This window comes from Cellulomonas sp. NPDC057328, from assembly GCF_042667215.1.
In the GTDB taxonomy this organism is placed as follows: domain Bacteria; phylum Actinomycetota; class Actinomycetes; order Actinomycetales; family Cellulomonadaceae; genus Cellulomonas.
Genome location: NZ_JBHUZW010000023.1, coordinates 21,525 through 44,295, shown reverse-complemented (window position 1 = coordinate 44,295; position 22,771 = coordinate 21,525). Strand labels below are relative to the sequence as shown.

The window sequence follows — 22,771 nt, the reverse complement described above, 5'->3', positions numbered from 1 at the left end:
ACAGTCCGCACACCGCGGACGGGCGCCGGCGGCGTCCGGGCCACGTCAGCCGATCTCCAGGGTGGTGACACGCCAGCCGCCACGGTGCGCCTCCAGGCGCAGCGCCACCGCCCGCACGCGTGCGCCGTCGTCGACGACGAGGCACGCCTCGGCGGTGCGGGCGTTCACCGCGCACACGCGGACGCGGCGCACCTGCGGGCGGCGCGGCGGTGTCGGGACGCCCGCACGCCGGGCGAGCGCCGCGCGTTCCTGCACGGCGACGAGGACCCCGGGCGCGAGCCACCGGGCGAGCTGACCCCACGGGCGGCGGCCGAGCACCACCTCGACGCACGCCAGCCCGACCCCGTGCGCGAAGCGGCCGGCGTCCACGGCGGGCTCCGGCCCGGGCTCCTCGTCGGCAGCGTCCGCCACCAGTGCCCGGTCGCTGACGACCAGCCGCACGCGCTCCGCGAGGCTCGGCGGCGCCCCGAGGGGCCGCTCGGCGCGGGGGCGCGGCTCCGGCGGGACGGCGGGCACGAGCCGCAGGCGCGGGGCGCGGAGGATCGGCGCCGGTGTCGGCGCCGGCGCCGGCACCGATGCCGGCGCGGGGGTCGGCGTCGGGGCGGGGTCAGCCGCGTCCCGGGCCGCGTCGGTCGCCGCGGGCACGGGGGTCAGGGTCGTGCGGGCGGGACGCAGGCGGTGGAGCACCGCCTCCACCCCGGTCGGCTCGGCGTCGTGCAGCAGCGTGGTCATCGGGAGCTCCCGTCGGCGTCGGCCGGCACGACGAGCACCTGGCCGGGGCGGATGAGGTCGGGGTCGGGGCCCACGGTCGCGGCGTTCGCCGCGTACCAGGCGGGCCAGGCCGCGGCGACGGCGGCGTCGGACGCGTCCGGCCCGAGGTGGCGCGCCGCGACCGCCCAGAGGGTGTCGCCCGGCTGGACGACGACCGTGCCGGTCGACGTGCCGGCGGCCACCTCGGCGGCCTGACCCGCGCCTGCCGGCTCCGCGGCGGCCGGCTCCGCGGCGGCCGGCGTGCCGACCGGGGAGGACGTCGCCGACGCGGCGGCGTGGGCAGCGGGCACGGAGGACCCGCGCCCGGCGGCGGGTGCGGCGTGCGAGGCGTCCGTCGGTGGCGGGACGGGCGACGCGGCGTCGTCGGCGGCCGGCGTCGCCGGGAGCGACGTGGCCGGGGCCGCTGCGCCGGCGTGGTCGGGTCCGGCGTCGTCGGCGCCGCCATCAGCACGCGCGGTCGCGGCGGCGGGCGCGTCGTGCGCGCCCTGCGGACCGGGGGTGGCCCCCGTCGCCGGACCGTCGGCCGCGGGCGCCGCGGAGGTGGGTGCCCAGCCGAGGTCCGTGACGTCCAGGACGACGCCGCCCTCGGCGACCGCGGTGCCGGCGCCGCCGGCCGGCGCGGCGTGGGCGCCGGTCGCGGTGCCCACCCCCACGGCGGCGACGACCGCGACGGTGAGGGCCCTGCGGACCACCGCCGGGGCGCACCGGCGCACGACGGCCTCGCCGCGGCTCCAGGCGCGTCCGCCCGCCCGCACCAGGGCGCACGCCCCGGCGAGGACGGCGGTCGCGCCGATCCACGCGGCGGCGAGGGCGCCGACGAGGAGCACGGCCGCCGCGACGGTCCCGTCCACGCGCCGCAGCGGCGGCGCGAGGAGGGCAGGCAGGGCGTGGGTGGCGGCGAGCACGGCGACGGCGGTCGCGAGGAGCCCGCCCACCAGCAGCATCGTCGCGAGCACGGTGGTCCGGCCGGACGAGCCGGTGGGCGGACGGGACGTGGGGCGGGTCATCGGCATCCTCGTGATCGTGCAGTTTGATGTCGTTTGATGCAGGAAGAGTGCCCTAGGTGTACCGATGTGCGCGTCGTCTGTCCACAGATGTCCGATCTGTGGCGCTCGCGCGGGCCCTCGTCGACGGGGCGTTACCGTCCGCGCATGCGGTGGGAGCGGCTGTTCGCCGACCTCGAGGGCCAGCTGGCCGCCGGCGCGGCCGAGCAGGGGCGCTGGGACGTCGCGGACCTCGTCCGCGCGGAGCGGGCGCAGGTCGGGCTCGTGGACCGGCTGCGCGCCGCCGTGGGTGCGCGCGTGCGGGTACGTCTCGCCGACGGCGGAGAGCCGCTCGAGGGTGAGGTCGTCGACGCCGGGACGGACTGGCTGCTGCTCGGCGTGGCCGGCCACCGCCGTGCCGTCGTCCCCCTGACTGCGCTCGACGTCGTGTCAGGTCTGCCGGTCGCGGTCGCGCCGCCGGCCGGGCGCGTGGAGAGCAGGCTGGGGCTGGCTCACGTGCTGCGCGCGCTCGCCCGAGACCGCGCCACGGTGACCGTGCGGACCCGCGGCGGGATGCTCACCGGGCGCGTCGAGCGCGTGGGGGCGGACCACGTCGACGTGACGCCCGACGCCGCCGGGTCGGGGTGGTCGACGGTCACGTTCGGCGCCCTCTGCGCGGTCGTGTCCGCATGAGCCGGCGAGGCGGCCGCCCGCGCGGCGGCCGGCGGGGGACGGAGCCGTCCGCGGGACAGGGTCAGCCGGGCGCGTCGCCGGGGGTGCTCGCGTGCGCGTTGCGTGCGCGGGTCTGCTCGTACATGCGCTCGATGTACCTCTCCAGCTCCGTCGCCTCGACGCGCCACTGCAGACGTCCGCCGATCTGGATCGCCGGCAGCTCGCCGGAGCGCACCAGGGCGTACGCCTGGGGCGCCGAGACGTTGAGGATCTCGGACACGTCGGCGAGCGTCAGGAACCGCGGGGCCATGGCGGCAGTCTGGCACGCAGGGCAGCGCCCGCCCCGTCGTCCACAGGCCCCGCCCGGCGCCCGCCGCGCCGGTCCCGCGGTGCGCCACACTCGGCTCGCCCGCACCGCCGCCGACCCGTACCGCCGCTGACCCGTACCGCCGCTGACCCGTAGCGCCGCTGACCCGTACCGCCCGCCCCGTCCTCCCGTGGAGACCCCGTGGACACCACCGTGCTCGACCTCCCCGCACCGACCGCGGTGCGGCTGCGCCGCCCCGGCTGGCGAGACCCGCGCCTGCTCGTCGGCCTCGTGCTGATCGCCGGGTCGGTCGCGCTCGGCAGCTGGGCCGTCGGCGCCGCCCAGCGGACGGTGCCCGTGTGGGTCGCGCGCGACGTGCTCGCACCGGGTGACGCGCTGGGTCCGGACGACCTCGTGCTCGCGGACGTGCGCCTGGGCGCCGCGGCGGACCGCTACCTGCGCGCCGACGCGGACCTGCCGCCGGACCGCGTGGTGCTCCGGACGGTCGACGCGGGCGAGCTCGTGCCGCTGGCCGCCGTCGGCTCGGCGGACGCGCTCGCGGTGCGGCCGGTGGCGGTGCCCCTGGCCGGTCCGGCGTCGCGCGGCCTCGTCGCGGGTGCGTCGGTCGACGTCTGGTGGACGCCGTCCGGTGCGGACGCGGCCACCGACGCCGCGCCGGCCGACGCCGCGCCCCGCCAGCTCTCCTCGGCGCTGACGGTCGCGGAGGTCAGCGCGCCCGACGGCGCGTTCGGCACGGGCGGCAGCCGCACGGTCCACGTGCTGGTGCCGACCGACGACCTGCCCGCGGTGCTGGCCGCGCTCGCCGGCGACGGCGTGGTCGACGTCGTGCCCGTGCCGGGCAGCGGGGGCTGACGTGGGCGTCGGTGTGCTGTGCGCGGTCCAGGGCGCCGCGGAGTCGGCGATCGTGCAGGCGGTGGAGGGGTCGGGCGGCCGCCTGTCCGTCACCCGCCGCTGCGCCGACCTCACCGAGCTGCTCGCCGCCGCCGAGGCGGGCCTCGGGGGCCTCGCGGTCGTGTCGGCGGACCTCGAACGGCTCGACCGGGAGGCGGTGGCGGTCCTGCACCGCTGCGGCGTGCGCGTCGTCGGTCTGGGCGACCCGACGCGCCCGTGGCTCGCCGAGCGCCTCGCGGCGCACGGCGCGGACCTGGTGGTCGACGTGCCGGCCGACGCCGACGCGGTCGTGCGGGACGCCCTCGGCGTGCTCGCGGGCGACGCGCCGGCGCGCCCCGCCGCGGCCCCCGACCCGGTACCCGTGAGCCGACCCGGCGCGACCGTGGCGGTGTGGGGGCCGACCGGGGCGCCGGGGCGCACGTTCGTCGCGGTCAACGTCGCCGCGGAACTCGCCGCGCTGGGCCTCGACGTCCTGCTCGTCGACGCCGACACCTACGGCGGCGTCGTCGCGCAGGTCCTCGGCGTGCTGGACGAGTCGCCGGGGCTCGCCGCCGCGGCGCGCGCCGCCGGTCAGGGGGCGCTCGACCTCCCGACGCTCGCGCGGCTGGCTCCCGTCGTGCTGCCGCGACTGCGGCTGCTCTCGGGCGTCGCGCGCGCGGACCGGTGGCCCGAGCTGCCCGGGTCGTCGCTGGAGGAGGTCCTGCGCGTCGCCCGCGGCCTCGCCGACGTCACCGTGGTGGACACCGGCTTCGCGATCGAGCAGGACGAGGTGCTCAGCTACGACACGCGCGCGCCCGTGCGCAACGCGGCCACCCTGACGGCGCTCGAGCAGGCGGACCTCGTGCTCGTCGTCGGCGCCGCCGACCCGGTGGGCGTCCAGCGGCTCGTCCGTGCGCTGGGGGACGCGTCCGAGAAGGGCCTCGCGGTGACGCGGCGCGTCGTCGTCAACCGGCTGCGGCCCACCGTGGCGGGTCCCCGCCCGGCGGAGTCGGTCGCCGCCGCGCTGGCACGGTACGCCGGGGTGCACGACGTGGCGCTCGTCCCCGACGACCGTGCGGCGGCCGACGCGGCGCTGCTCGAGGGGCGGGCGCTGCGGGAGGTCGCGCCGGGCTCGCCGGCGCGTCGCGGCCTGGCCGCGCTGGCCGCGGAGGTCGCGACGACGGTCGGTGCGGAGGCGCGCACGACCGTCGCGTGACGCCCGTGGACGGCACACTGTGTGCGTGCGCGTCTACCTTCCCGTGACCCTCGACGAGCTGCAGGACACCGCCCCGGTCCTCCTCGCCCCCCGCCCGGCCCACGCCGTCACCGCCGCCCTGCGCTCCGCGTGGGCGGAGGAGGAAGAGGAGGGCTGGGAGTACGCCGCGCAGGCGAGCGCCGCCGACGGGAGCCTCGTGCTGCTCGCGGGTCGCCCGGCCGCGCCGCGCCTGCGGGTCGTCGTCGCCGCCGACGTCCCCGACGCGTGCGTCACCGCCCCGTCGACCACCACCGTGCCGTCGGCGGTCGAGGTCGTGTGCGGGGTGGCCCTGGAGCAGGTCGCGAGCATCCACGTCGACGAGCCGGAGGCCGTGCCGGACGTCGCCGCGGCCGCCGACGGCGACGAGGAGGCGCTGGAGCGCCTCGAGGAGCGGGACCTGCTCTGGTACGACGTGACCGAGGTCCTGGACATCCCGCGCGGGTGAGGTCGGTCACGAACGGCCGTCCCGCACCGCCCGGAGCCGTGACCGGTTGGACCGACCGGCCGTCGCTCGGGTAGTGTCCACTGCCGGTGCGGCACCCACGGGTGCGGCACCGGAACTCTGCGACAGCACCCGTCCCGATGTCCGCATCGGGGCCCGGAGACGGTATCGGTGCAGGTCACAGGCCATGGGGTATGGTGTAATTGGCAGCACGACTGATTCTGGTTCAGTTAGTCTAGGTTCGAGTCCTGGTACCCCAGCGCAGCTCACGGAGTCATCCGCGAGCGGCTCGGACACCCGTCGTACGCGGCGGACCCGGCTCCGGCCCGAGTTTTCGACTCGGACGGGATGTCGGGTAGAGTGTTCACTCGGCACACAGCCCACGGGTTGTGCGCAAGGCCCCCGTTGTGTAGCGGCCTAGCACGCCGCCCTCTCACGGCGGTAGCGCCGGTTCGAATCCGGTCGGGGGTACAGACGAGGCCCGGTCACCATCAGGTGGCCGGGCCTCGCTGCGTCGTGCCCGCCTGCGTCGTGCCCGCCTGCGTCGTGCCCGCCTGCATCGTCGCGGCGTGCGTCGTCGAGGTGCGGTGTCGTCGGGGCGGTGTCGTCGGGGTGCTGCGTCGTCCGCGACGGCCGGTGCCGTCCGCGGGCAGCACGACGCCCCGGTCGCGCGGACCGGGGCGTCGAGGGGAGCGGCGACGGTGCTGCGGCGGTGCCGCTGCGTCAGTCCGCGGTGCGGCGCAGCACCTCGGTGAGGCGGTTCGCGGCGGACACGACGGCGGCCGCGTGCAGCCGGCCGGGCTGGCGCGACAGGCGCTCGAGCGGCCCGGACACGGAGACGGCCGCGACGACGCGGCCGGACGGGCCCCGGACGGGCGCGGAGACCGACGCCACGCCGACCTCGCGCTCGGAGACCGACTGCGCCCACCCGCGGCGCCGCACGCCGGAGAGGATGGTGGCGGTGAACTTCGCACCCTGCAGCCCGCGGTGCAGCCGGTCGGGCTCCTCCCACGCGAGCAGCACCTGGGCGGCGGAACCGGCCTGCATCGTCAGCGTCGCGCCGACCGGGATCGAGTCGCGCAGCCCGATGGGACGCTCGGCGGCGGCGACGCAGATGCGCTGGTCGCCCTGCCGGCGGTACAGCTGCGCGCTCTCGCCGGTGTGGTCGCGCAGCAGCGCGAGGACGGGGCCCGCGGCAGCCAGCAGGCGGTCCTCGCCGGCGGCCGTCGAGAGCTCGGACAGGCGCGGTCCGAGGATGAAACGGCCCTGCAGGTCGCGTGCCACGAGCCGGTGGTGCTCGAGTGCGACGGCGAGGCGGTGGGCGGTGGGGCGCGCCAGATGGGTCGCCGCGACGAGCTGTGCGAGGGTCGCCGGACCGGCCTCGAGAGCGCTCAGCACCGACGCGGCCTTGTCCAGGACGCCGACTCCGCTAGAGTTGTCCATAGGTCGATATTGACGTCTCGCAGGCTGAGATGCAAGACGGCGCGCGAGACAGGGCCCGAACGCCGGGCCACGACGAACCGGGACCCCCGCCCGGAGGAGAGGAACTGACGAGATGGCCGGCACGCTGGCGGAGAAGGTCTGGGACGCGCACGTCGTGCGCCGCGGCACGGACGGTGCGCCCGACCTGCTGTACATCGACCTCCACCTGGTCCACGAGGTGACGAGCCCGCAGGCCTTCGAGGGGCTGCGGCTCGCGGGCCGCCCGCTGCGCCGCCCGGACCTCACGATCGCGACCGAGGACCACAACACCCCGACGCTCGACATCGACCGCCCCATCGCGGACACGACGAGCCGCACGCAGATCGAGACGCTGCGCCGCAACGCCGCGGAGTTCGGCGTCCGCATCCACTCCCTGGGCGACGCGGACCAGGGCATCGTGCACCAGGTCGGCCCGCAGCTCGGGCTCACGCAGCCGGGCCTGACGGTCGTCTGCGGCGACTCGCACACCTCGACGCACGGCGCGTTCGGCGCACTGGCGTTCGGCATCGGGACGAGCGAGGTCGAGCACGTGCTGGCGACGCAGACGCTGCCGCTCGCGCCGTTCAGGACCATGGCGATCACCGTCGACGGTCAGCTGCCGCCGGGGGCGACGGCGAAGGACATCATCCTCGCCATCATCGCGAAGATCGGCACGGGCGGCGGGCAGGGCTACGTGCTCGAGTACCGCGGCGAGGCGATCCGGTCCCTCTCGATGGAGGGCCGCATGACGATCTGCAACATGTCGATCGAGGCCGGCGCCCGCGCCGGCATGATCGCGCCCGACGAGACGACGTTCGAGTACCTCAAGGGCCGCCCGCACGCGCCCGAGGGGGCCGACTGGGACGCCGCCGTCGAGTACTGGCGCACGCTGCGCACCGACGACGACGCGGTGTTCGACGCCGAGGTCGTGCTCGAGGCGGCCGACCTGGAGCCGTTCGTCACGTGGGGCACCAACCCCGGGCAGGGTCTGCCGCTGTCGGGCTCGGTCCCGGTGCCGGAGGAGATCGCCGACGAGAACGAGCGCGTGGCCGCCGAGCGCGCGATCGAGTACATGGGCCTCACGCCGGGCCAGCCGCTGCGCTCCATCCCCGTCGACACGGTCTTCATCGGCTCCTGCACGAACGGCCGCATCGAGGACCTGCGCGCGGTCGCCAAGGTCGTCGAGGGCCGCAGGAAGGCCGACGACGTGCGCGTGCTCGTCGTGCCGTCCTCGGCGCGCGTGCGCCTGCAGGCCGAGGCCGAGGGGCTCGACCGGATCTTCCTCGACTTCGGCGCCGAGTGGCGCAACGCCGGCTGCTCGATGTGCCTGGGCATGAACCCCGACCAGCTCGCGCCGGGGGAGCGCTCGGCGTCGACGTCGAACCGCAACTTCGAGGGTCGGCAGGGCAAGGGCGGCCGCACGCACCTCGTCTCGCCGCTCGTCGCCGCCGCGACCGCCATCCGCGGCACGCTGTCGTCCGTCGCGGACCTCGGCCCCGACGTCCCCGTGCCCGACGGCAGCCCGCTCGTGCGCACCGACGCCGCCCTCCAGTCCGCCTGACGCCCCGCACCGAACAGGACCACCGTCATGGAGAAGTTCACCCAGCACACCGGCGTCGGCGTCCCGCTGCGGCGCAGCAACGTCGACACGGACCAGATCATCCCGGCCGTCTACCTGAAGCGCGTCACCCGCACGGGCTTCGAGGACGCGCTGTTCGCGGCCTGGCGCGGCGACCCGGCCTTCGTCCTCAACCAGGACGCGTACCGCGCCGGCTCGGTGCTCGTGGCCGGCCCGGACTTCGGCACGGGCTCGTCGCGCGAGCACGCCGTGTGGGCGCTCAAGGACTACGGGTTCCGGGTCGTGATCGCGTCGCGGTTCGCGGACATCTTCCGCGGCAACTCGGGCAAGCAGGGCCTGCTCGCGGCGCAGGTCGCGCAGGAGGACGTCGAGCTGCTGTGGAAGGTCCTCGAGACGCGGCCGGGCACCGAGGTGACCGTCGACCTCGAGGCCCGCACCGTCACGGCCGACGACGTCGTGGTGCGCTTCCAGGTCGACGACTACACGCGCTGGCGCCTGATGGAGGGCCTCGACGACATCGGCCTCACGCTGCAGCACGTCGACGAGATCACCGCGTTCGAGGAGCGCCGCGAGCCGTGGCGCCCGCGGACGCTGCCCGCCAAGCACCTGCCGCCCGTCGAGGTGCGCCCCGCGCGCCCCGTGGTCGGTGTGGAGCTCGGCTCGACGCGGCTGGCCTGAGCCGCACGGTCGAACGGCGCGTCCGCGCCCCCTCCCGGACCCGCCCGCTACGGTGGCCACCAGGCGCGCTGAGCGCACGGGTCCGGGAGGAGCGTCGGACATGGCGGGCAAGCACGAGATCGTGGAGCGGGTGGCGGCGCGGACCGCCGACGGCGGCGGCACGCGCACGCGGGCGTCGGAGGCGGTCGAGGCGGTGCTCGCGGAGATCACCGCGGCGCTCGTCGCGGGTGAGCGCGTCACCCTGACCGGCTTCGGGACCTTCGAACCCGTCGCCAGGCCCGAACGGTCCGCCCGGAACCCGCGGACCGGCGAGACGGTCCGCGTGGCCGCCACGACCGTCACGCGGTTCCGGCCGGGCGCCGGCCTGCGCGCCGCGGTCGCCGGGCACGACGCCGGCACGTCCGCCACCGCCGGCGCGTCCGGCGCGTCCCCGGGTGGTGCGCCGTCGTCGACGGCCGGCGCGGCGGGGAGCCCGCGGGCGGTGGCGGTCGTCGACACGCCCGCGACGGTGGGGAAGCAGGGCAAGAAGGAGCGGAAGGCGGCCGCGAAGGCCGGCACGAGGGCCGACAGCGCGCTGACGACCGGCAAGAAGGCCGAGGTCGCGAAGAGCGGCAAGAAGACCGACTCCGCGAAGACGGGCAAGAAGGCCGAGGTCGTGAAGACCGGCAAGAAGGCCGAGGTCGCGAAGAGCGGCAAGAAGACCGACTCCGCGAAGACGGGCAAGAAGGCCGAGGCCGTGAAGAGCGGCACGAAGGCCGAAGCCGCCAGGGCCGGCAAGAAGCCCGGCTCCGCGAAGCACGGCAAGAAGACCGGCGCCGCGGCGAAGGCCCGCGCCGGGTCCACGACCGCGCGCGCGACGGCCGCGCGCTAGTCCGCAGCTCGCCTGCCACCCGGGCGCCCCGCGTGCCCGACCCGGAGCCCTGCCACGAATGTGAGAGTTTCGCGAGGACCCGGCGCCGCGCCACCGTCGTGGCCGGGCACGGGTCCCGCGTAGGGGAGCATGTGACCATGACCGACCTGCTGTACGTCGACGGTGGCAACCCGCTGCGCGGAGAGATCACCGTCCGCGGAGCCAAGAACTTCGTCTCCAAGGCGATGGTGGCCGCGCTCCTGGGCGAGACCCCGAGCGAGCTGCGCAACGTGCCGCAGATCCGCGACGTGGCCGTCGTCACGGGTCTGCTGGAGCTGCACGGCGTCCGCGTGGACGCCGATGCCGAGGGCGGCGTGCTGCGCCTCGACCCGACGGACGTCGAGCAGGCGCACGTCGCGGACATCGACGCGCACGCGGGATCGAGCCGCATCCCGATCCTGTTCTGCGGCCCGCTGCTGCACCGCCTCGGCGAGGCGTTCATCCCCGACCTGGGCGGCTGCCGGATCGGCGACCGGCCGATCAACTACCACCTCGACATCCTGCGCCAGTTCGGCGCCGTCGTGGACAAGACGGACAACGGCATCCACATCCGCGCGCCGCGCCGGCTGCAGGGCACGAAGATCGCGCTGCCGTACCCGAGCGTGGGTGCCACCGAGCAGCTCCTGCTGACCGCGGTGCGGGCCGAGGGCATCACGGAGCTGTCGAACGCCGCGATCGAGCCCGAGATCATGGATCTCATCAACGTGCTGCAGAAGATGGGCGCGATCATCTCCGTCGCGACGGACCGCGTGATCCGCATCGAGGGCGTGGACCGCCTCGTCGGGTTCCAGCACACCGCGCTGTCCGACCGCATCGAGGCCGCCTCGTGGGCGTCCGCGGCGCTGGCCACGGGCGGCGACGTGTACGTCCGGGGTGCGACGCAGCCCGAGATGACGACGTTCCTCAACACGTTCCGCAAGGTCGGCGGCGAGTTCACGATCGACGACGACGGCATCCGGTTCTTCCACCCGGGCGGCGACCTGAGCTCGATCCAGCTCGAGACCGACGTGCACCCGGGGTTCATGACCGACTGGCAGCAGCCGCTCGTCGTGGCGCTGACGCAGGCCCGCGGCCTGTCGATCGTGCACGAGACGGTGTACGAGAACCGCTTCGGCTTCGTCGACGCGCTCGTCGGCATGGGCGCGACCATCCAGGTCTACAAGGAGTGCCTCGGCGGGCGGCCCTGCCGGTTCGGGCAGCGGAACTTCTACCACTCGGCCGTCATCTCGGGCCCCACGCCGCTGTCCGCGGCGGAGATCGAGGTGCCGGACCTGCGCGGCGGGTTCAGCCACCTCATCGCCGCGCTGACGGCCAAGGGCACGTCGGCCGTCCGCGGCATCAGCCTCATCGACCGCGGCTACGAGCGCTTCACGGAGAAGCTCGACGCGCTGGGCGCGCAGTTCAGCCGGGAGCAGGTCTCCACGCGCTGACGCAGCCCGCACCCGCAGGCACCCACGGGGCCGGTCGCTCGCGCGGCCGGCCCCGCGCGCGTCCGGCGACGGCACGTCCGACCCGGGAGCGCGTGCGACCCCGCGTCCCGGCGCCGCGACGTGGGCGCGTCGGCGGACCCCGTGCGGGCGGCGGCTACGATCTGCCCGTGCCGTCGCCGCTGCGTTCCAACCGTGCCTACCGCACCGTCGCGCGCATCGTGCGGCCCTTCCTCTTCTCCACCACCCGCGCCGACTGGCACGGCGGTGAGCACCTGCCGACGGACCGCGGCTTCATCGCGGCGTCGAACCACATGACCGAGGTCGACCCGCTGACGCTGGCGCACTACCTGTGGGACCACGGGCACGTGCCGCGCATCCTCGCGAAGGCGTCGCTGTTCTCCGTGCCGGTCGTCGGCCCGGCGCTGCGTGCGACCGGCCAGATCCCGGTGCACCGGGAGACGTCGTCGGCGGGGGACTCGCTGCGCGCGGCCGTCGCGGCGCTCGCCGACGGGGAGTGCGTGGCCGTGTTCCCCGAGGGCACGCTGACGCGCGACCCGGACCTGTGGCCGATGGTGGCGCGCACGGGCGTGGCCCGCCTCGCCCTCACCACGCGGGCGCCCGTCATCCCGATCGCGCAGTGGGGCCCGCAGGACCTGCTGGCCCGCTACGGCAAGGTGCTGAGGCCCGTCCCGCGCAAGAAGGTGACGGTCGTCGCGGGACCGCCGGTGGACCTCTCGGACCTGTACGACCGCCCGCAGGACACCGCCACGCTCCGCGAGGCGACGCGCCGCGTGATGGCGGCGATCACCGCGCAGCTCGAGCAGGTCCGCGGCGAGCAGGCGCCCGCCGAGCCGTTCGACATGCGGCGGTCGCGGGGCGGGGACGCCGCGTGACGGCCGTCGACGCGCCGCTGCACGCGGCCGTGCTCGGGTCGGGCAGCTGGGGGACGACCTTCGCGGCCGTCCTGGCCGACGCCGGCTGCACCGTGACGGTGTGGGGCCGCGACGCCGCGACCGTGCGGGAGATCGCCGCCGAGCGCCGCAACAGCCGCTACCTGCCCGGCGTCGAGCTGCCCGCGGGCGTCACCGCCACCGAGGACGCCCGCGCCGCGCTGCGCGGCGCGGACGTCGTGGCGGTCGCCGTGCCGTCGCAGCGGGCGCGCGAGGTGCTGTCCCCGCTCGCCGACGCGATCGGGCCGCGGACCGTCGTGGTCTCGCTCATGAAGGGTGTCGAGCTCGACACCGACCGGCGCATGAGCGAGGTCGTCGCCGAGAGCCTGCGGGTGCCCGCGGACCGGGTGGCGGTGCTCTCGGGCCCCAACCTGGCCCGCGAGATCGCGCTGCGGCAGCCGACGGCCACCGTGGTCGCCTCGACGAGCGACGCGACGGCCCGGCTGGTGGCCCGGGCGTGCGCGTCGTCGTACTTCCGCCCGTACACGAACCCCGACGTCGTCGGGGTCGAGCTGTGCGGCGCCGTCAAGAACGTCATCGCGCTCGCGGTGGGCATCTCGCAGGGCCGCGGCATGGGCTACAACACGATGGCGACGGTCATCACGCGCGGGCTGGTCGAGATCACGCGGCTCGGCCTGGCCCTCGGCGCCGACGCGGACACCTTCCCCGGTCTCGCCGGCATGGGCGACCTCATGGCCACGTGCGCGTCGCCCGACTCGCGCAACCACACCCTCGGCGTGCACATCGGGCGCGGCATGTCGCTCGACGACGCAATCGTGGCGACCGGCGGCACCGCCGAGGGCGTGAAGTCGTGCCGGTCCGTGCTGGAGCTCGCGACGTCGCTGGGCGTCGAGATGCCGATCACCGCGGCGGTCGTGCAGGTGCTGCACGAGGGGCTGCCCGTGGACCAGCTGGCCGGTCTGCTGCTGGCGCGCCCGCACAAGGCGGAGGGCGTCAAGGCGGAGGGGGTCGTGGCGGAGGGCGTGCCCGCGTCCTGACGGCACCGCGCGCCGCCGCGGACCCGACGGCGCGCGACCGCGGTCAGGCGGTGCCGCGCGCGACCTGCTGCGCGGCGTCGAGCGCCGTCCCGAGGTCCGCCCACAGGTCGTCGACGTCCTCGATGCCGACGCTCATGCGCACGAGGTCCTCGGGCACGGTGAGGGACTCGGTCGCGAACCGCCGACGCCGCTCGAGCGTCGACTCGACGCCGCCGAGGCTCGTCGCCGGCACCCACAGGCGCACGGCCGCCACGAACGCGTCGGCACCCGCGGCGCCGCCGACGGGCCGCACCCCCAGGATCGAGCCGTAGCCGTCCATCTGGGCGGTCGCACGGGCGTGCCCCGGGTCGTCGGGCAGGCTCGGGTGGCGGACCTCGACGACCGCGGGGTGCGCGGCGAGGCGGCGGGCCAGCTCGGCCGCGCTGCGCTGCGAGCGCTCGACGCGCAGGGCCAGCGTGCGCAGCCCGCGCAGCGCGAGCCACACCTCGAACGGGCCGGCGATCGCGCCGTGGTTCGTGCGGTGCGCGACGACGCGCGCGTGCAGCGCGGGGTCGTCCGTGACGACGGCGCCGAGCACCACGTCGGAGTGCCCGGCGAGGTACTTGGTCACCGAGTGCACGACGAGGTCCGCGCCGACCGCGAGGGGCCGCTGGCCGAGCGGCGTGGCGAACGTGTTGTCGACGGCGACGAGGGCGGCCACCTCGTGCGCGGCGGCGACGAGGGCCGGCAGGTCGGCGACCTCGAGCATCGGGTTGGTCGGGGACTCCAGCCACAGCATCGCGGCGGGCGGCACGTCGCCGCCGCCGCGGACCGCCGCGGCGACCGCCTCGGTGTCGGCGACGTCGACGAGGTCGACGGTGAGCGCGCCGCGCTCGGCGAGCTCGCGCAGCAGGACGAGCGTCACCTGGTACGCGTGCCGGGGGACGACGACCCGCCCGCCGACGGGCACGAGCGCGAGCACCGCGGCGATCGCGGCCATGCCCGAGGCGAGGACCACCGCGGGCGGCCCGTCGACGTCCCGGCCGGCGGCCGCGTGCCCGGCGCGCTCGAGAGCGGCCAGGGCCTCCTCGAAGGGCTCCCACGTCGGGGTGCCGCTGCGCGCGTACAGGTGGTCGCCGGCGACCGGCTCGCCCTGCGACACGTACGTCGAGGACAGGACGACGGCGGGGTTGACGGCGGCGCCGGGGGTGCGCGCGGGGCGGCCCGCGCTGACGGCGAGCGTGTCGGGGGAGAGGGCGGCGGGGTGCGACGAGGCGTACGGGCGTTCCACCCGCGCAGGGTAGCCCGCGCGGCGCCCCGGTCCGTGCGCGCGCCCGGTAGGGTCGGGCGGCGATGGACGCCACGACAGCCCCCGCGACGGATCCCACGGCCACCGGCCACCCCGACGGGGGAGGTGGCCGGCCCCGGGTCATGGTGCTGTTCGGCGGCCGCTCCGGCGAGCACGCGATCAGCTGTGCCACGGCCGGCGGCGTGCTGCGCGCGATCGACCGCGACCGGTACGACGTCGTCGCCGTCGGCATCACGCGTGCCGGCCAGTGGGTGCTCGCCGACGACGACCCCGACCGGTGGGCCATCCGCGACGGGCGGCTGCCCGAGGTCGAGGACACGGCGACGCGGGTCGTCCTGCCGCAGGGCACCGTCGAGCGCGACGTGCAGGTCGTCGAGGACGGGCGCGTCGCCCGCACGCTCGGCGCCGTCGACGTCGTCTTCCCGCTGCTGCACGGCCCGTTCGGCGAGGACGGCACCCTGCAGGGGCTCCTCGAGCTCGCGGACGTGCGCTACGTGGGCTCGGGGGTGCTCGCGTCGGCGGTCGGCATGGACAAGCACATGATGAAGCTCGTGCTCGCGGGCTCGGGCCTGCGCGTCGGGCCGTTCCGCGTGCTGCCCGGCGGTGCGCCGGCCGACGCGGCCGCGCTCGACGCCGTCGTCGCCGACCTCGGCCTGCCGCTGTTCGTCAAGCCCGCGCGCGCCGGGTCGAGCCTGGGCATCTCGCGCGTCGACGACCGGGCGCAGCTCGAGGCCGCTGTCGCCGAGGCGCGCCGGCACGACCCCAAGGTCGTGCTCGAGGCCGCGATCGTGGGCCGCGAGGTCGAGTGCGGCGTGCTGGGCGGGCGGGGCGGGGCGCCCGCGCGCGCGTCGCTGCCGGGCGAGATCGTCGTCACGGACGCGCGGCACGCCTTCTACGACTTCGAGGCGAAGTACCTCGACGAGGCCGGCGTGCAGCTCTCCTGCCCCGCCGACCTGCCGGACGACGTCGTCGCGCGCGTGCGCGAGGTCGCGGTGCAGGCGTTCGACGCCGTCGGGTGCGAGGGCCTCGCGCGCGTCGACGTCTTCGTCACGGCCGACGACGAGGTCGTGGTCAACGAGATCAACACGATGCCCGGCTTCACGCCCTACTCGATGTACCCGCGCATGTGGGAGGCGACGGGCACGACGTACCCCGAGCTCGTGGACGAGCTCGTCGGGCTCGCGCTCGAGCGGTCGACCGGCCTGCGCTGACCGGCGTCCGTCGGTCGCGTCAGAGGCAGGACCGCTCCTGCCGGGTCAGCGCGACGGCCGGCCCGAGCAGGTCGACGAACGACGTCGTCGCGAACTCCGTGACGGCCTCCGGCACGCGCACCTCGACCGCCGGCACCCGGCCGTACGTGGTGAACGTCCAGTCGCCGTCGTCCTCGACGACGACCCAGTCGGTCGTCGGCCCGTTCGGCGTCTCGACCGACTGGCAGCGGTCCGTCGTCGGGCCCAGCGGCTCCACGCCGCAGCGCAGGACGACGGCCGCGTCGGGGCGTCCCCACGCGGCCGTCGCCTGAGCGTCCGTGTCGAGGCGGGGGAGGTCGTCGGACAGCTGCGGCGGCAGGGCCAGCACGACCGACGCGCACACGGGGTCGGTGGCGTACGGGGCGACGTCGACCGCGACGGTCGGGGCGCACGCCGCGAGGGTGACCACGGCCGCGGCGACGAGGAGCGGGGTGGGGCGGCGTGGCACGGCCCCACGGTACCCGGCGTCGGTGGGCGGGCCCGTCGGCACCGTCGGCCCGTCGCCGCCGCGTCGGCCCGGTCGCCCCACGACCGCGTGCGCGGTGCGGGCGCGCGACCGTCTAGCGTGTGCGCGTGGCCGCCGAGAGCACCCTCGTCCGTGACCTCGCCGAGCAGGACCTGCTCGACCGGATCTTCCCCCACCTGCCCGTCGGGTCGCGCACGCTCGTGCCGCCCGGCGACGACGCGGCCGTGGTCGCCGCGCCCGACGGACGCGTCGTCGTCACCTGCGACGTCCTCGTCGAGGACGTGCACTTCCGGCGCGACTGGTCGACCGGCGCCGACGTCGGCCGCCGCGCCGCCATGCAGAACCTCGCGGACGTCGCCGCCATGGGCGCGCGGCCGACCGCGCTCGTCGTCGGCCTCGTCGTGCCCGGTACGACGCCCGTGACGTGGGTGGAGGGCCTGGCGGCGGGCCTCGGGGACGCGTGCCGGCCGCTGGACGTCGGCGTTGTCGGCGGCGACCTGTCGTCGGGCCCCGTCCTCGTCGTGGCGGTCACCGCGCACGGCGACCTCGAGGGGCGCACGGCCGTGCGCCGCACCGGGGCCCGCCCGGGCGACGTCCTCGCGCTCGCCGGGCGCTGCGGGTGGTCGGGGGCGGGCCTGGCGCTCCTCGCGGCCGGCCGCACGGACGTCGACGCCGGCCTGGTCGCCGCCTACCGGTCGCCGGAGCCCGTCGTCGCGGCGGGACCCGCCGCCGCCCGCGCGGGGGCGACCGCGATGCTCGACGTGTCGGACGGGCTGCTGCGCGACGCACGCCGCCTCGCGCGCGCCAGCGGCGTGACGCTCGACCTCGGTGCGCCGCGCACGGTGCTCGCCGACGACGTCGCGCGCCTCACGCCCGCGGCCGACGTGCTCGACGTGCCGGTCGAGGACTGGCTGCTCGCGGGCGGCGAGGACCACGGCCTGCTGGCCACGTTCCCCCCGGGCGCACCCCTGCCCGACGGCTTCCGGCCGGTCGGCGTGGTGCGGGACCGGGCCGACGAGCTCGTGCTCGTCGACGGCCGGCCGCCGCGGCCCGGCGCCGTGGGCTGGGACCACTTCGGGGACTGAGGCACCCCGGGCCGTGCGGGTGCCGACCCCGCCGGCTCAGCCCCGGCGGTAGCGGATCTCGAGGAGCTCGGCGCCGCCGACGTCGTCGAGCCGCTCGACGCCGTCGGGCTGGAACCCGTGGCGGCGGTAGAAGTGCCGCGCGCGCTCGTTCGCGGACAGCACCCACAGCGTCAGGGGCGTCTGCTCGCCGGCCTCGGCGACGACCGTGCGGATCAGCTCGCGAGCCACCCCGCGGCCCCACGTGCCCGGGTCCAGGTAGATCGAGTAGATCTCGCACTCGCCGCGGCGCGCGTCCTCGTCGCGTGACGGGCCGTAGGAGGCGAAGCCGAGCAGGCGGCCGCCGGCCTCCGCGACGAACGTGCGGACGCGGTCCTCGGGACCGGCCGCCAGCAGCTCGCGCCAGCGGCGCGACCGCGCCTCGGCGTCGAGCGCGCTCAGGTACTCGTCCGGGACGATGCCGGCGTACGCCTCCTGCCAGGAGCGGACGTGCACGTCGGCGATGGCCGGGGCGTCGTCGGGCGTGGCGGGGCGGATGGTGACCTCGTCGATCTGCTCGACCATGACGCCAGCGTGCCACACGGGCCGTCGGCCGCACGAGGGATCGCCAGGTCCGTCACCGGGCCGCCCGCGTGCCGTCCGGGCACAGCACGAGGGCCCGTGAGCGGTGCTCACGGGCCCTCGTCGGGTCCTGCTGTGCGGGTGCGCCGTCGCCCGGGGGCGGCGGCGCGGCACGGAGGCCTCCGCGCGCGTCTCAGACGGCGCGCTGGACCTTGCCGGCCTTGAGGCACGAGGTGCACACGTTGAGGCGCTTCGGGGTACCCGCCACGACGACGCGGACCCGCTGGATGTTCGGGTTCCAGCGGCGCTTCGTGCGCACGTGCGAGTGCGAGATGCTGTGCCCGAAGCTCGGGCCCTTGGCGCAGACGTCGCAGTTGGCAGCCACGATCTTCTCCTGGTTCTGGTCTGTCCCGGGCCGGCGGGCGGTCCGGTTCGTGCACGACCCGCGCACGCGGCCTCGGCCGGGCCCGTCACCAGGGGTCTGATGACAGGCCACGACCGCACGACGATGCGTCGGGAAGTCGGTGGGGATGCCGGACGGGGTCCGGGCAACCGGACAAGGCTAGCCCATCGACGTCCTGGCGCCCAAATGTGGGCGCCGTGCGGCACAGTGCTCCGGTGGACGCGGCGGCGGGGAGCCGCCGGCGGACCCGGTGCGCGGGTCGCACGAGGGGCGTCCCGGGACGACGGCGGAGGGCGGCGACGGATGGCGGTGCGGCCGGGGGACGGCGCCGGGCAGGAGCCCGGGGACGGTGCCGGCGTGCCCGGTGCCGGTGCTGGTGCTGTTGCCGGTCCGGATGCTGCCCCTGCGCGTGCTGCCGGTGGTGACGGCGCCCTCGGCGACCCCGTCGTCCTGCGTGCCTGGGCCGCGGGCGCCCGGACGGCCTGCGCCGCCGCGCGCGAGCGCGTCGACGCCGTCAACGTCTTCCCCGTGCCGGACGCCGACACGGGGTCCAACGTGCTGCTGACCGTCTCGGGCGGGGCGGACGCGGTCGCGGCCCTGCCCGCCGGCGCGGACGCGGTCGCCGTGGCACGTGCGCTCGCGACCGGGGCCGCGACGGCGGCGCGCGGCAGCTCCGGGATCATCCTCAGCCAGTGGCTCGTCGGCCTCGCGGCCGCCGTGGAGGCGGGGGACGACCTCGCGGGGGCGCTCACCCGCGCGGCGGTCGCCGCGCGCGCCGCGGTGCCCGACCCGCAGGAGGGCACCGTCCTCACCGTCGCCGCCGAGGTCGCCGCGCGTGTGGGCCGCGACGCGGCGGTGCCGGTGGGCCGCGACGCGGCGGTGCCGGTGGGCCGCGACGCGGCGGTGCCGGGAGCGGGGGCGCGCACGGCGGCCGACGTCCTCGCGGACGCGCTCGCCGTGGCGCGTGCCGACCTGGGCCGGGTCAGCGCCGGGCACGACGTCCTGCGGGCCGCGCACGTCGTCGACGCGGGGGCGTGCGCCCTGCTCGTCGTGCTCGACGCCCTCGGGCACGCGCTGCGCACGCGGACCCCCGCCGGCGCGGTCGACGTCGACCTCGCGTGGCTGCCGTCCGGCGCACCCGCGCCCGGCACCGGCCGCACCGGTCACGCGGCGCACGCGGCCCACGCGGGGCACGCCCACGAGGGCCACGGCGCGTCGGGCGGCGGCGCGTTCGAGGTGATGCTGCTCGTGCGCAGCGGCGCGGACGCGCGCGAGGCGTCGCGGGCGGACGCCGACGCCCTCGCGGCCGCGCTGCGCACGGTGGGGGACGCCGTCGCGGTCGTCGCCGCCGGCGACCGCTGGCACGCCCACGTGCACACGGACGACCCCGCGGCGGCGCTCGCGCTCGTCCCGGCGGCGGCGCGCGACCGGGTGCTCGTCCGCGCGGTCGAGCCGGGCGTCGTCGCCGGGCCGGGGCTCGTGGTCGTCACGGCGTCGCCCGGGCTCGCGGGATGGTTCGCGACGGCCGGGGCCGTCGCGCTCGTCACGGGGCCGGGGGTGCCGCCGGACCCGGCGCACGTGCGGCGCGCCGCGGTCGACACCGAGGCGGCGACCGTCCTGGTGCTCGACGCGGTCGGCGACGTCCCGGCCGTGGACGTCCCGGCCGCGGCGGCGTCCCCCGACGTCCCCGAGGTGGCGGTGCTGCCGGCGGGGTCGGACGGCGCGGCCGTCGTCGCGTGCCTCGCCGCGCTCGCGGACCCGCCCGCGGCCGGCGACGCGGCCCGCGGCGCGCTCGGGCGCCTGCGCTCCGTGCGGGTCCCCGGCCACCCGCCGGGCGACGTCCCCGCGCTCGTCGCGGCGGTGCGCGACCTCGTGCGCTCGCGCCCCGAGGCGCAGGCCGTGACGCTCGTGCACGACGCCGACGCGGCGCCGGCGGCGGTGGAGGCGGCGTCCGGTGCGCTGCGCGACGCGCTGGCGGAGCAGGAGGTTGTGGTCGTCGGGCCGTCGGCCGCACGGGGGTGGTGGGCGGGTGTCGACTGACCCGCGCCGCGCGCACGGCGGGCCGGACGACGAGGACCACGGAGGGACGGGCACGAGGGTGAGGCGCGGATGCTGACGACGGACCCCCTCGCCGTGCCGCTCGCGCGGGCGACGAACCCGCGGACCGGCAAGGCGCTGGGCAAGCTGGGCCTCGAGACGGCCGAGGACCTGCTGCGGCACTACCCCCGCCGGTACGCCGAGGCGGCGTCGCTGACGGACATGACGCACCTGGCCGTCGGGGAGCACGTCACGGTCGTGGCGGAGGTCGTGCGGACGTCGCTGCGCACGACCGCGCAGGGCAAGGGGCTGCTGCAGTCGACGATCACGGACGGCACGAGCCGGATCGAGCTCACGTTCTTCGCGACGCACCGGCGCAAGCTGGAGTGGCGCGAGAGCCAGCTGCGCACCGGCCGCCGCGGGCTCTTCACCGGCGTCGTGTCGCTGTACCGCGGCACGCTGCAGCTCATGCACCCGGAGTGCCGGCTGTTCGGCGCCGAGGACGACGCGCACGACGAGGAGGAGGCGCTGCTCGACGCGAGCCGCCCGATCCCCGTCTACCCGGCGTTCGCCGGGTTCGAGTCGTGGAAGGTCGCGCAGGCGGTGCGCACGGTCCTCGACCCGCTGCGCGAGGAGGACGTGCCCGACCCCGTGCCGGTGCACCTGCGCGAGCGGCACGGGCTGCCGACCCTGCTCGAGGCCCTGCGGCTCGTGCACGTCCCCGCCGACGAGCAGGAGTGGCGCCGCGGCCGCGACCGGCTGCGCTACGAGGAGGCGCTCGTGCTGCAGGCCGAGCTCGCGCGGCGGCGGGAGCGCGTCGCGCAGGAGGAGGCGGTGGCCCGCCCGCGGCGCGCCGGCGGCCTGCTCGACGCGTTCGACGCGCGGCTGCCGTTCGCGCTCACGGCCGGCCAGCGCACCGTGGGCGAGGAGATCGCGGCGGAGCTCGCCGCGCCGCGTCCCATGCAGCGCCTGCTGCAGGGCGAGGTCGGCTCGGGCAAGACGGTCGTCGCGCTGCGCGCGATGCTGCAGGTCGTCGACGCGGGCGGGCAGGCGGCGCTGCTCGCGCCGACGGAGGTGCTCGCGGCCCAGCACGCGCGGACCCTGCGCACCCTGCTGGGGGACCTCGCGGACGGCGGGTTCCTCGGCGGCGCGGAGGACGCCACGCGCGTCGCGCTGCTCACCGGGTCGCTGCCCGCGGCGGCCCGGCGCGAGGCGCTGCTCGACGCGGCGAGCGGGCGCGCCGGCATCGTCGTCGGCACGCACGCCCTGCTGTCCCAGCAGGTGCAGATCGCGGACCTCGGCCTCGTGGTCGTCGACGAGCAGCACCGGTTCGGCGTCGAGCAGCGGGACGCCCTGCGCGCGAAGGCGGCGCGCACGCCGCACACGCTCGTGATGACGGCGACGCCGATCCCGCGCACGGTCGCGATGACGGTGTTCGGCGACCTGGAGACGTCGGTGCTCGACGAGGTGCCCGCGGGGCGCGCCGGCATCACGACCCACACCGTGCCGGCCGACAACCCGCGCTGGACGGACCGCACGTGGCAGCGCGTGCGCGAGGAGGTCGACCGGGGCGGGCGCGCGTACGTCGTGTGCCCGCGGATCGAGGCGGACGAGGCGCCGGGCGGGCCGTCCGACGACGACGAGGGCGCGGACCTCCTCGCGGAGGCCGTGGAGACGGTCGGCGGGGGTGCGGCGCCGCCGCGCCGTCCTCTGCGGGCCGTCACGGAGGTGGCCGACGAGCTGCGCGCGCGCCCGGACCTCGCGGACGTCGGCGTGGGGGTGCTGCACGGCCGCATGGCGCCCGACGAGAAGGACCGCGCGTTCGCGGCGTTCGCGTCCGGCGCGGCCCCCGTGCTCGTGTCGACGACGGTGATCGAGGTCGGCGTCGACGTCCCCGACGCCACCGTGATGGTCGTGCTCGACGCCGACCGGTTCGGGCTGTCCCAGCTGCACCAGCTCCGCGGCCGCGTGGGTCGCGGCACGCGCCCGGGTCTGTGCCTGCTCGTCAGCGCGGCGGAGCCCGGCACCGACGCGCACACGCGCCTCGAGACGCTCGCGAGCACGACCGACGGGTTCCGCCTCGCCGCGCTCGACCTCGAGCTGCGGCACGAGGGCGACGTGCTGGGGGCGGCGCAGCACGGGCGCGGCAGCTCGCTGCGCCTCCTGCGCGTCACGCGCGACGCGGACGTCATCGACACGGCGCGGGCGGACGCGCGCGGCCTGGTCGCGCAGGACGCCGAGCTCGCGACGTGGCCCGCGCTGCGTGCCGCGATCGAGCAGCAGCTCGCGGGGGAGCGCGAGGAGTACCTCGACCGCACGTGACGCGGCCCGGCCGCCCGCGTCGGCCGCACTACCCT

At 77.1% G+C, this 22,771-nt stretch carries 22 protein-coding genes and 2 tRNA genes; 16 read left to right on the top strand and 8 right to left on the bottom strand.

Annotation, left to right across the window (positions count from 1 at the left end; all coding sequences use genetic code 11):
* Positions 1–45 precede the first annotated feature (45 nt).
* Together ACFUMH_RS06645 and ACFUMH_RS06640 are read right to left on the bottom strand one after the other, a co-directional pair.
* Positions 46–732 (bottom strand): Rv3235 family protein, encoded by a 687-nt coding sequence (locus ACFUMH_RS06645; protein WP_378202275.1) that lies wholly within the window; start codon positions 730–732, stop codon positions 46–48.
* Complete coding sequence (locus ACFUMH_RS06640; RefSeq protein WP_378202272.1) at positions 729–1,784, bottom strand: LysM peptidoglycan-binding domain-containing protein; 1,056 nt, start codon at positions 1,782–1,784, stop codon at positions 729–731. The genes ACFUMH_RS06645 and ACFUMH_RS06640 overlap by 4 nt, the downstream gene beginning before the upstream one ends.
* Before the next feature lie 138 nt (positions 1,785–1,922).
* On the opposite strand from ACFUMH_RS06640, the gene ACFUMH_RS06635 reads away from it, so the two are divergent.
* Positions 1,923–2,447 (top strand): hypothetical protein, encoded by a 525-nt coding sequence (locus tag ACFUMH_RS06635; protein WP_378202271.1) that lies wholly within the window; start codon positions 1,923–1,925, stop codon positions 2,445–2,447.
* Between the two features lie 61 nt (positions 2,448–2,508).
* Here ACFUMH_RS06635 and ACFUMH_RS06630 read toward each other — a convergent pair whose 3' ends face one another.
* Positions 2,509–2,736, bottom strand: coding sequence for a helix-turn-helix domain-containing protein (locus tag ACFUMH_RS06630; RefSeq protein ID WP_378202268.1), 228 nt, complete (start codon positions 2,734–2,736; stop codon positions 2,509–2,511).
* 198 nt (positions 2,737–2,934) lie between these two features.
* On the opposite strand from ACFUMH_RS06630, the gene ACFUMH_RS06625 reads away from it, so the two are divergent.
* The 5 genes from ACFUMH_RS06625 to ACFUMH_RS06605 all read left to right on the top strand — a co-directional run bounded on the left by ACFUMH_RS06625 (position 2,935) and on the right by ACFUMH_RS06605 (position 5,792).
* Positions 2,935–3,606, top strand: a complete 672-nt coding sequence (locus ACFUMH_RS06625) for a hypothetical protein (protein ID WP_378202265.1) — start codon at positions 2,935–2,937, stop codon at positions 3,604–3,606.
* 1 nt (position 3,607) lies between these two features.
* Positions 3,608–4,840, top strand: coding sequence for a CpaE family protein (locus ACFUMH_RS06620; protein ID WP_378202262.1), 1,233 nt, complete (start codon positions 3,608–3,610; stop codon positions 4,838–4,840).
* A 25-nt stretch (positions 4,841–4,865) separates the two neighbouring features.
* A complete protein-coding gene (locus ACFUMH_RS06615; RefSeq protein ID WP_378202259.1) occupies positions 4,866–5,324 on the top strand; it encodes a DUF6912 family protein in 459 nt (152 codons plus the stop codon).
* A gap of 185 nt (positions 5,325–5,509) precedes the next feature.
* Positions 5,510–5,581: transfer RNA gene (locus tag ACFUMH_RS06610), tRNA-Gln, on the top strand.
* Positions 5,582–5,719: 138 nt separating this feature from the next.
* Positions 5,720–5,792, top strand: a tRNA-Glu gene (locus ACFUMH_RS06605).
* 252 nt (positions 5,793–6,044) lie between these two features.
* Here the strand turns inward: ACFUMH_RS06605 and ACFUMH_RS06600 are convergent.
* Positions 6,045–6,764, bottom strand: a complete 720-nt coding sequence (locus ACFUMH_RS06600) for an IclR family transcriptional regulator (RefSeq protein WP_155376907.1) — start codon at positions 6,762–6,764, stop codon at positions 6,045–6,047.
* A 112-nt stretch (positions 6,765–6,876) separates the two neighbouring features.
* On the opposite strand from ACFUMH_RS06600, the gene leuC reads away from it, so the two are divergent.
* The 6 genes from leuC (at position 6,877) to ACFUMH_RS06570 (ending at position 13,327) form a co-directional block, all read left to right on the top strand.
* On the top strand, positions 6,877–8,343 hold the full coding sequence (leuC, locus tag ACFUMH_RS06595; RefSeq protein WP_378202255.1) for a 3-isopropylmalate dehydratase large subunit: 1,467 nt from the start codon (positions 6,877–6,879) through the stop codon (positions 8,341–8,343).
* A 27-nt stretch (positions 8,344–8,370) separates the two neighbouring features.
* Positions 8,371–9,039, top strand: a complete 669-nt coding sequence (gene leuD / locus ACFUMH_RS06590) for a 3-isopropylmalate dehydratase small subunit (protein WP_378202251.1) — start codon at positions 8,371–8,373, stop codon at positions 9,037–9,039.
* A gap of 100 nt (positions 9,040–9,139) precedes the next feature.
* Positions 9,140–9,910, top strand: a complete 771-nt coding sequence (locus ACFUMH_RS06585) for an HU family DNA-binding protein (RefSeq protein WP_378202248.1) — start codon at positions 9,140–9,142, stop codon at positions 9,908–9,910.
* Between the two features lie 137 nt (positions 9,911–10,047).
* Positions 10,048–11,379 (top strand): UDP-N-acetylglucosamine 1-carboxyvinyltransferase, encoded by a 1,332-nt coding sequence (gene murA / locus ACFUMH_RS06580; protein WP_378202245.1) that lies wholly within the window; start codon positions 10,048–10,050, stop codon positions 11,377–11,379.
* A 167-nt stretch (positions 11,380–11,546) separates the two neighbouring features.
* A complete protein-coding gene (locus ACFUMH_RS06575; RefSeq protein WP_378202242.1) occupies positions 11,547–12,272 on the top strand; it encodes a lysophospholipid acyltransferase family protein in 726 nt (241 codons plus the stop codon).
* On the top strand, positions 12,269–13,327 hold the full coding sequence (locus tag ACFUMH_RS06570) for an NAD(P)H-dependent glycerol-3-phosphate dehydrogenase (protein ID WP_378202240.1): 1,059 nt from the start codon (positions 12,269–12,271) through the stop codon (positions 13,325–13,327). Before ACFUMH_RS06575 ends, ACFUMH_RS06570 begins: the two co-directional genes overlap by 4 nt.
* Positions 13,328–13,370: 43 nt before the next feature.
* Here ACFUMH_RS06570 and ACFUMH_RS06565 read toward each other — a convergent pair whose 3' ends face one another.
* Positions 13,371–14,597, bottom strand: coding sequence for a trans-sulfuration enzyme family protein (locus ACFUMH_RS06565; RefSeq protein WP_378202237.1), 1,227 nt, complete (start codon positions 14,595–14,597; stop codon positions 13,371–13,373).
* 62 nt (positions 14,598–14,659) lie between these two features.
* On the opposite strand from ACFUMH_RS06565, the gene ACFUMH_RS06560 reads away from it, so the two are divergent.
* The gene (locus ACFUMH_RS06560; protein WP_378202234.1) at positions 14,660–15,826 is read left to right on the top strand and encodes a D-alanine--D-alanine ligase family protein; all 1,167 of its coding nucleotides are present in this window, start codon (positions 14,660–14,662) and stop codon (positions 15,824–15,826) included.
* Positions 15,827–15,845: 19 nt separating this feature from the next.
* On the opposite strand, the gene ACFUMH_RS06555 is transcribed toward ACFUMH_RS06560, so the two are convergent.
* The gene (locus tag ACFUMH_RS06555; RefSeq protein ID WP_378202232.1) at positions 15,846–16,313 is read right to left on the bottom strand and encodes a DUF3515 family protein; all 468 of its coding nucleotides are present in this window, start codon (positions 16,311–16,313) and stop codon (positions 15,846–15,848) included.
* 125 nt (positions 16,314–16,438) lie between these two features.
* Here ACFUMH_RS06555 and ACFUMH_RS06550 point away from each other — a divergent pair, with 125 nt between their 5' ends.
* The gene (locus ACFUMH_RS06550) at positions 16,439–17,416 is read left to right on the top strand and encodes a thiamine-phosphate kinase (protein WP_378202229.1); all 978 of its coding nucleotides are present in this window, start codon (positions 16,439–16,441) and stop codon (positions 17,414–17,416) included.
* Between the two features lie 36 nt (positions 17,417–17,452).
* Here the strand turns inward: ACFUMH_RS06550 and ACFUMH_RS06545 are convergent, their stop codons facing one another.
* The gene (locus ACFUMH_RS06545; protein WP_378202226.1) at positions 17,453–17,977 is read right to left on the bottom strand and encodes a GNAT family N-acetyltransferase; all 525 of its coding nucleotides are present in this window, start codon (positions 17,975–17,977) and stop codon (positions 17,453–17,455) included.
* A 190-nt stretch (positions 17,978–18,167) separates the two neighbouring features.
* Positions 18,168–18,359, bottom strand: coding sequence for a 50S ribosomal protein L28 (gene rpmB, locus ACFUMH_RS06540; protein WP_135974635.1), 192 nt, complete (start codon positions 18,357–18,359; stop codon positions 18,168–18,170).
* Positions 18,360–18,734: 375 nt separating this feature from the next.
* On the opposite strand from rpmB, the gene ACFUMH_RS06535 reads away from it, so the two are divergent.
* Both ACFUMH_RS06535 and ACFUMH_RS06530 read left to right on the top strand, forming a co-directional pair.
* A complete protein-coding gene (locus ACFUMH_RS06535) occupies positions 18,735–20,417 on the top strand; it encodes a DAK2 domain-containing protein (RefSeq protein ID WP_378202222.1) in 1,683 nt (560 codons plus the stop codon).
* Positions 20,418–20,486: 69 nt separating this feature from the next.
* Positions 20,487–22,736 carry an ATP-dependent DNA helicase RecG gene (locus ACFUMH_RS06530; RefSeq protein WP_378202219.1) on the top strand — a complete coding sequence of 750 codons (2,250 nt, stop codon included), beginning with the start codon at positions 20,487–20,489 and terminating at the stop codon, positions 22,734–22,736.
* Positions 22,737–22,771 lie beyond the last annotated feature (35 nt).

Coding starts and splice junctions, on each gene's coding strand:
- ACFUMH_RS06645 (WP_378202275.1), bottom strand. CDS start 732: ATGACCACGCTGCTGCACGACGCCGAGCCGACCGGGGTGGAGGCGGTG.
- ACFUMH_RS06640 (WP_378202272.1), bottom strand. CDS start 1,784: ATGCCGATGACCCGCCCCACGTCCCGTCCGCCCACCGGCTCGTCCGGC.
- ACFUMH_RS06635 (WP_378202271.1), top strand. CDS start 1,923: ATGCGGTGGGAGCGGCTGTTCGCCGACCTCGAGGGCCAGCTGGCCGCC.
- ACFUMH_RS06630 (WP_378202268.1), bottom strand. CDS start 2,736: ATGGCCCCGCGGTTCCTGACGCTCGCCGACGTGTCCGAGATCCTCAAC.
- ACFUMH_RS06600 (WP_155376907.1), bottom strand. CDS start 6,764: ATGGACAACTCTAGCGGAGTCGGCGTCCTGGACAAGGCCGCGTCGGTG.
- leuC (WP_378202255.1), top strand. CDS start 6,877: ATGGCCGGCACGCTGGCGGAGAAGGTCTGGGACGCGCACGTCGTGCGC.
- leuD (WP_378202251.1), top strand. CDS start 8,371: ATGGAGAAGTTCACCCAGCACACCGGCGTCGGCGTCCCGCTGCGGCGC.
- ACFUMH_RS06585 (WP_378202248.1), top strand. CDS start 9,140: ATGGCGGGCAAGCACGAGATCGTGGAGCGGGTGGCGGCGCGGACCGCC.
- murA (WP_378202245.1), top strand. CDS start 10,048: ATGACCGACCTGCTGTACGTCGACGGTGGCAACCCGCTGCGCGGAGAG.
- ACFUMH_RS06560 (WP_378202234.1), top strand. CDS start 14,660: ATGGACGCCACGACAGCCCCCGCGACGGATCCCACGGCCACCGGCCAC.
- ACFUMH_RS06545 (WP_378202226.1), bottom strand. CDS start 17,977: ATGGTCGAGCAGATCGACGAGGTCACCATCCGCCCCGCCACGCCCGAC.
- ACFUMH_RS06530 (WP_378202219.1), top strand. CDS start 20,487: ATGCTGACGACGGACCCCCTCGCCGTGCCGCTCGCGCGGGCGACGAAC.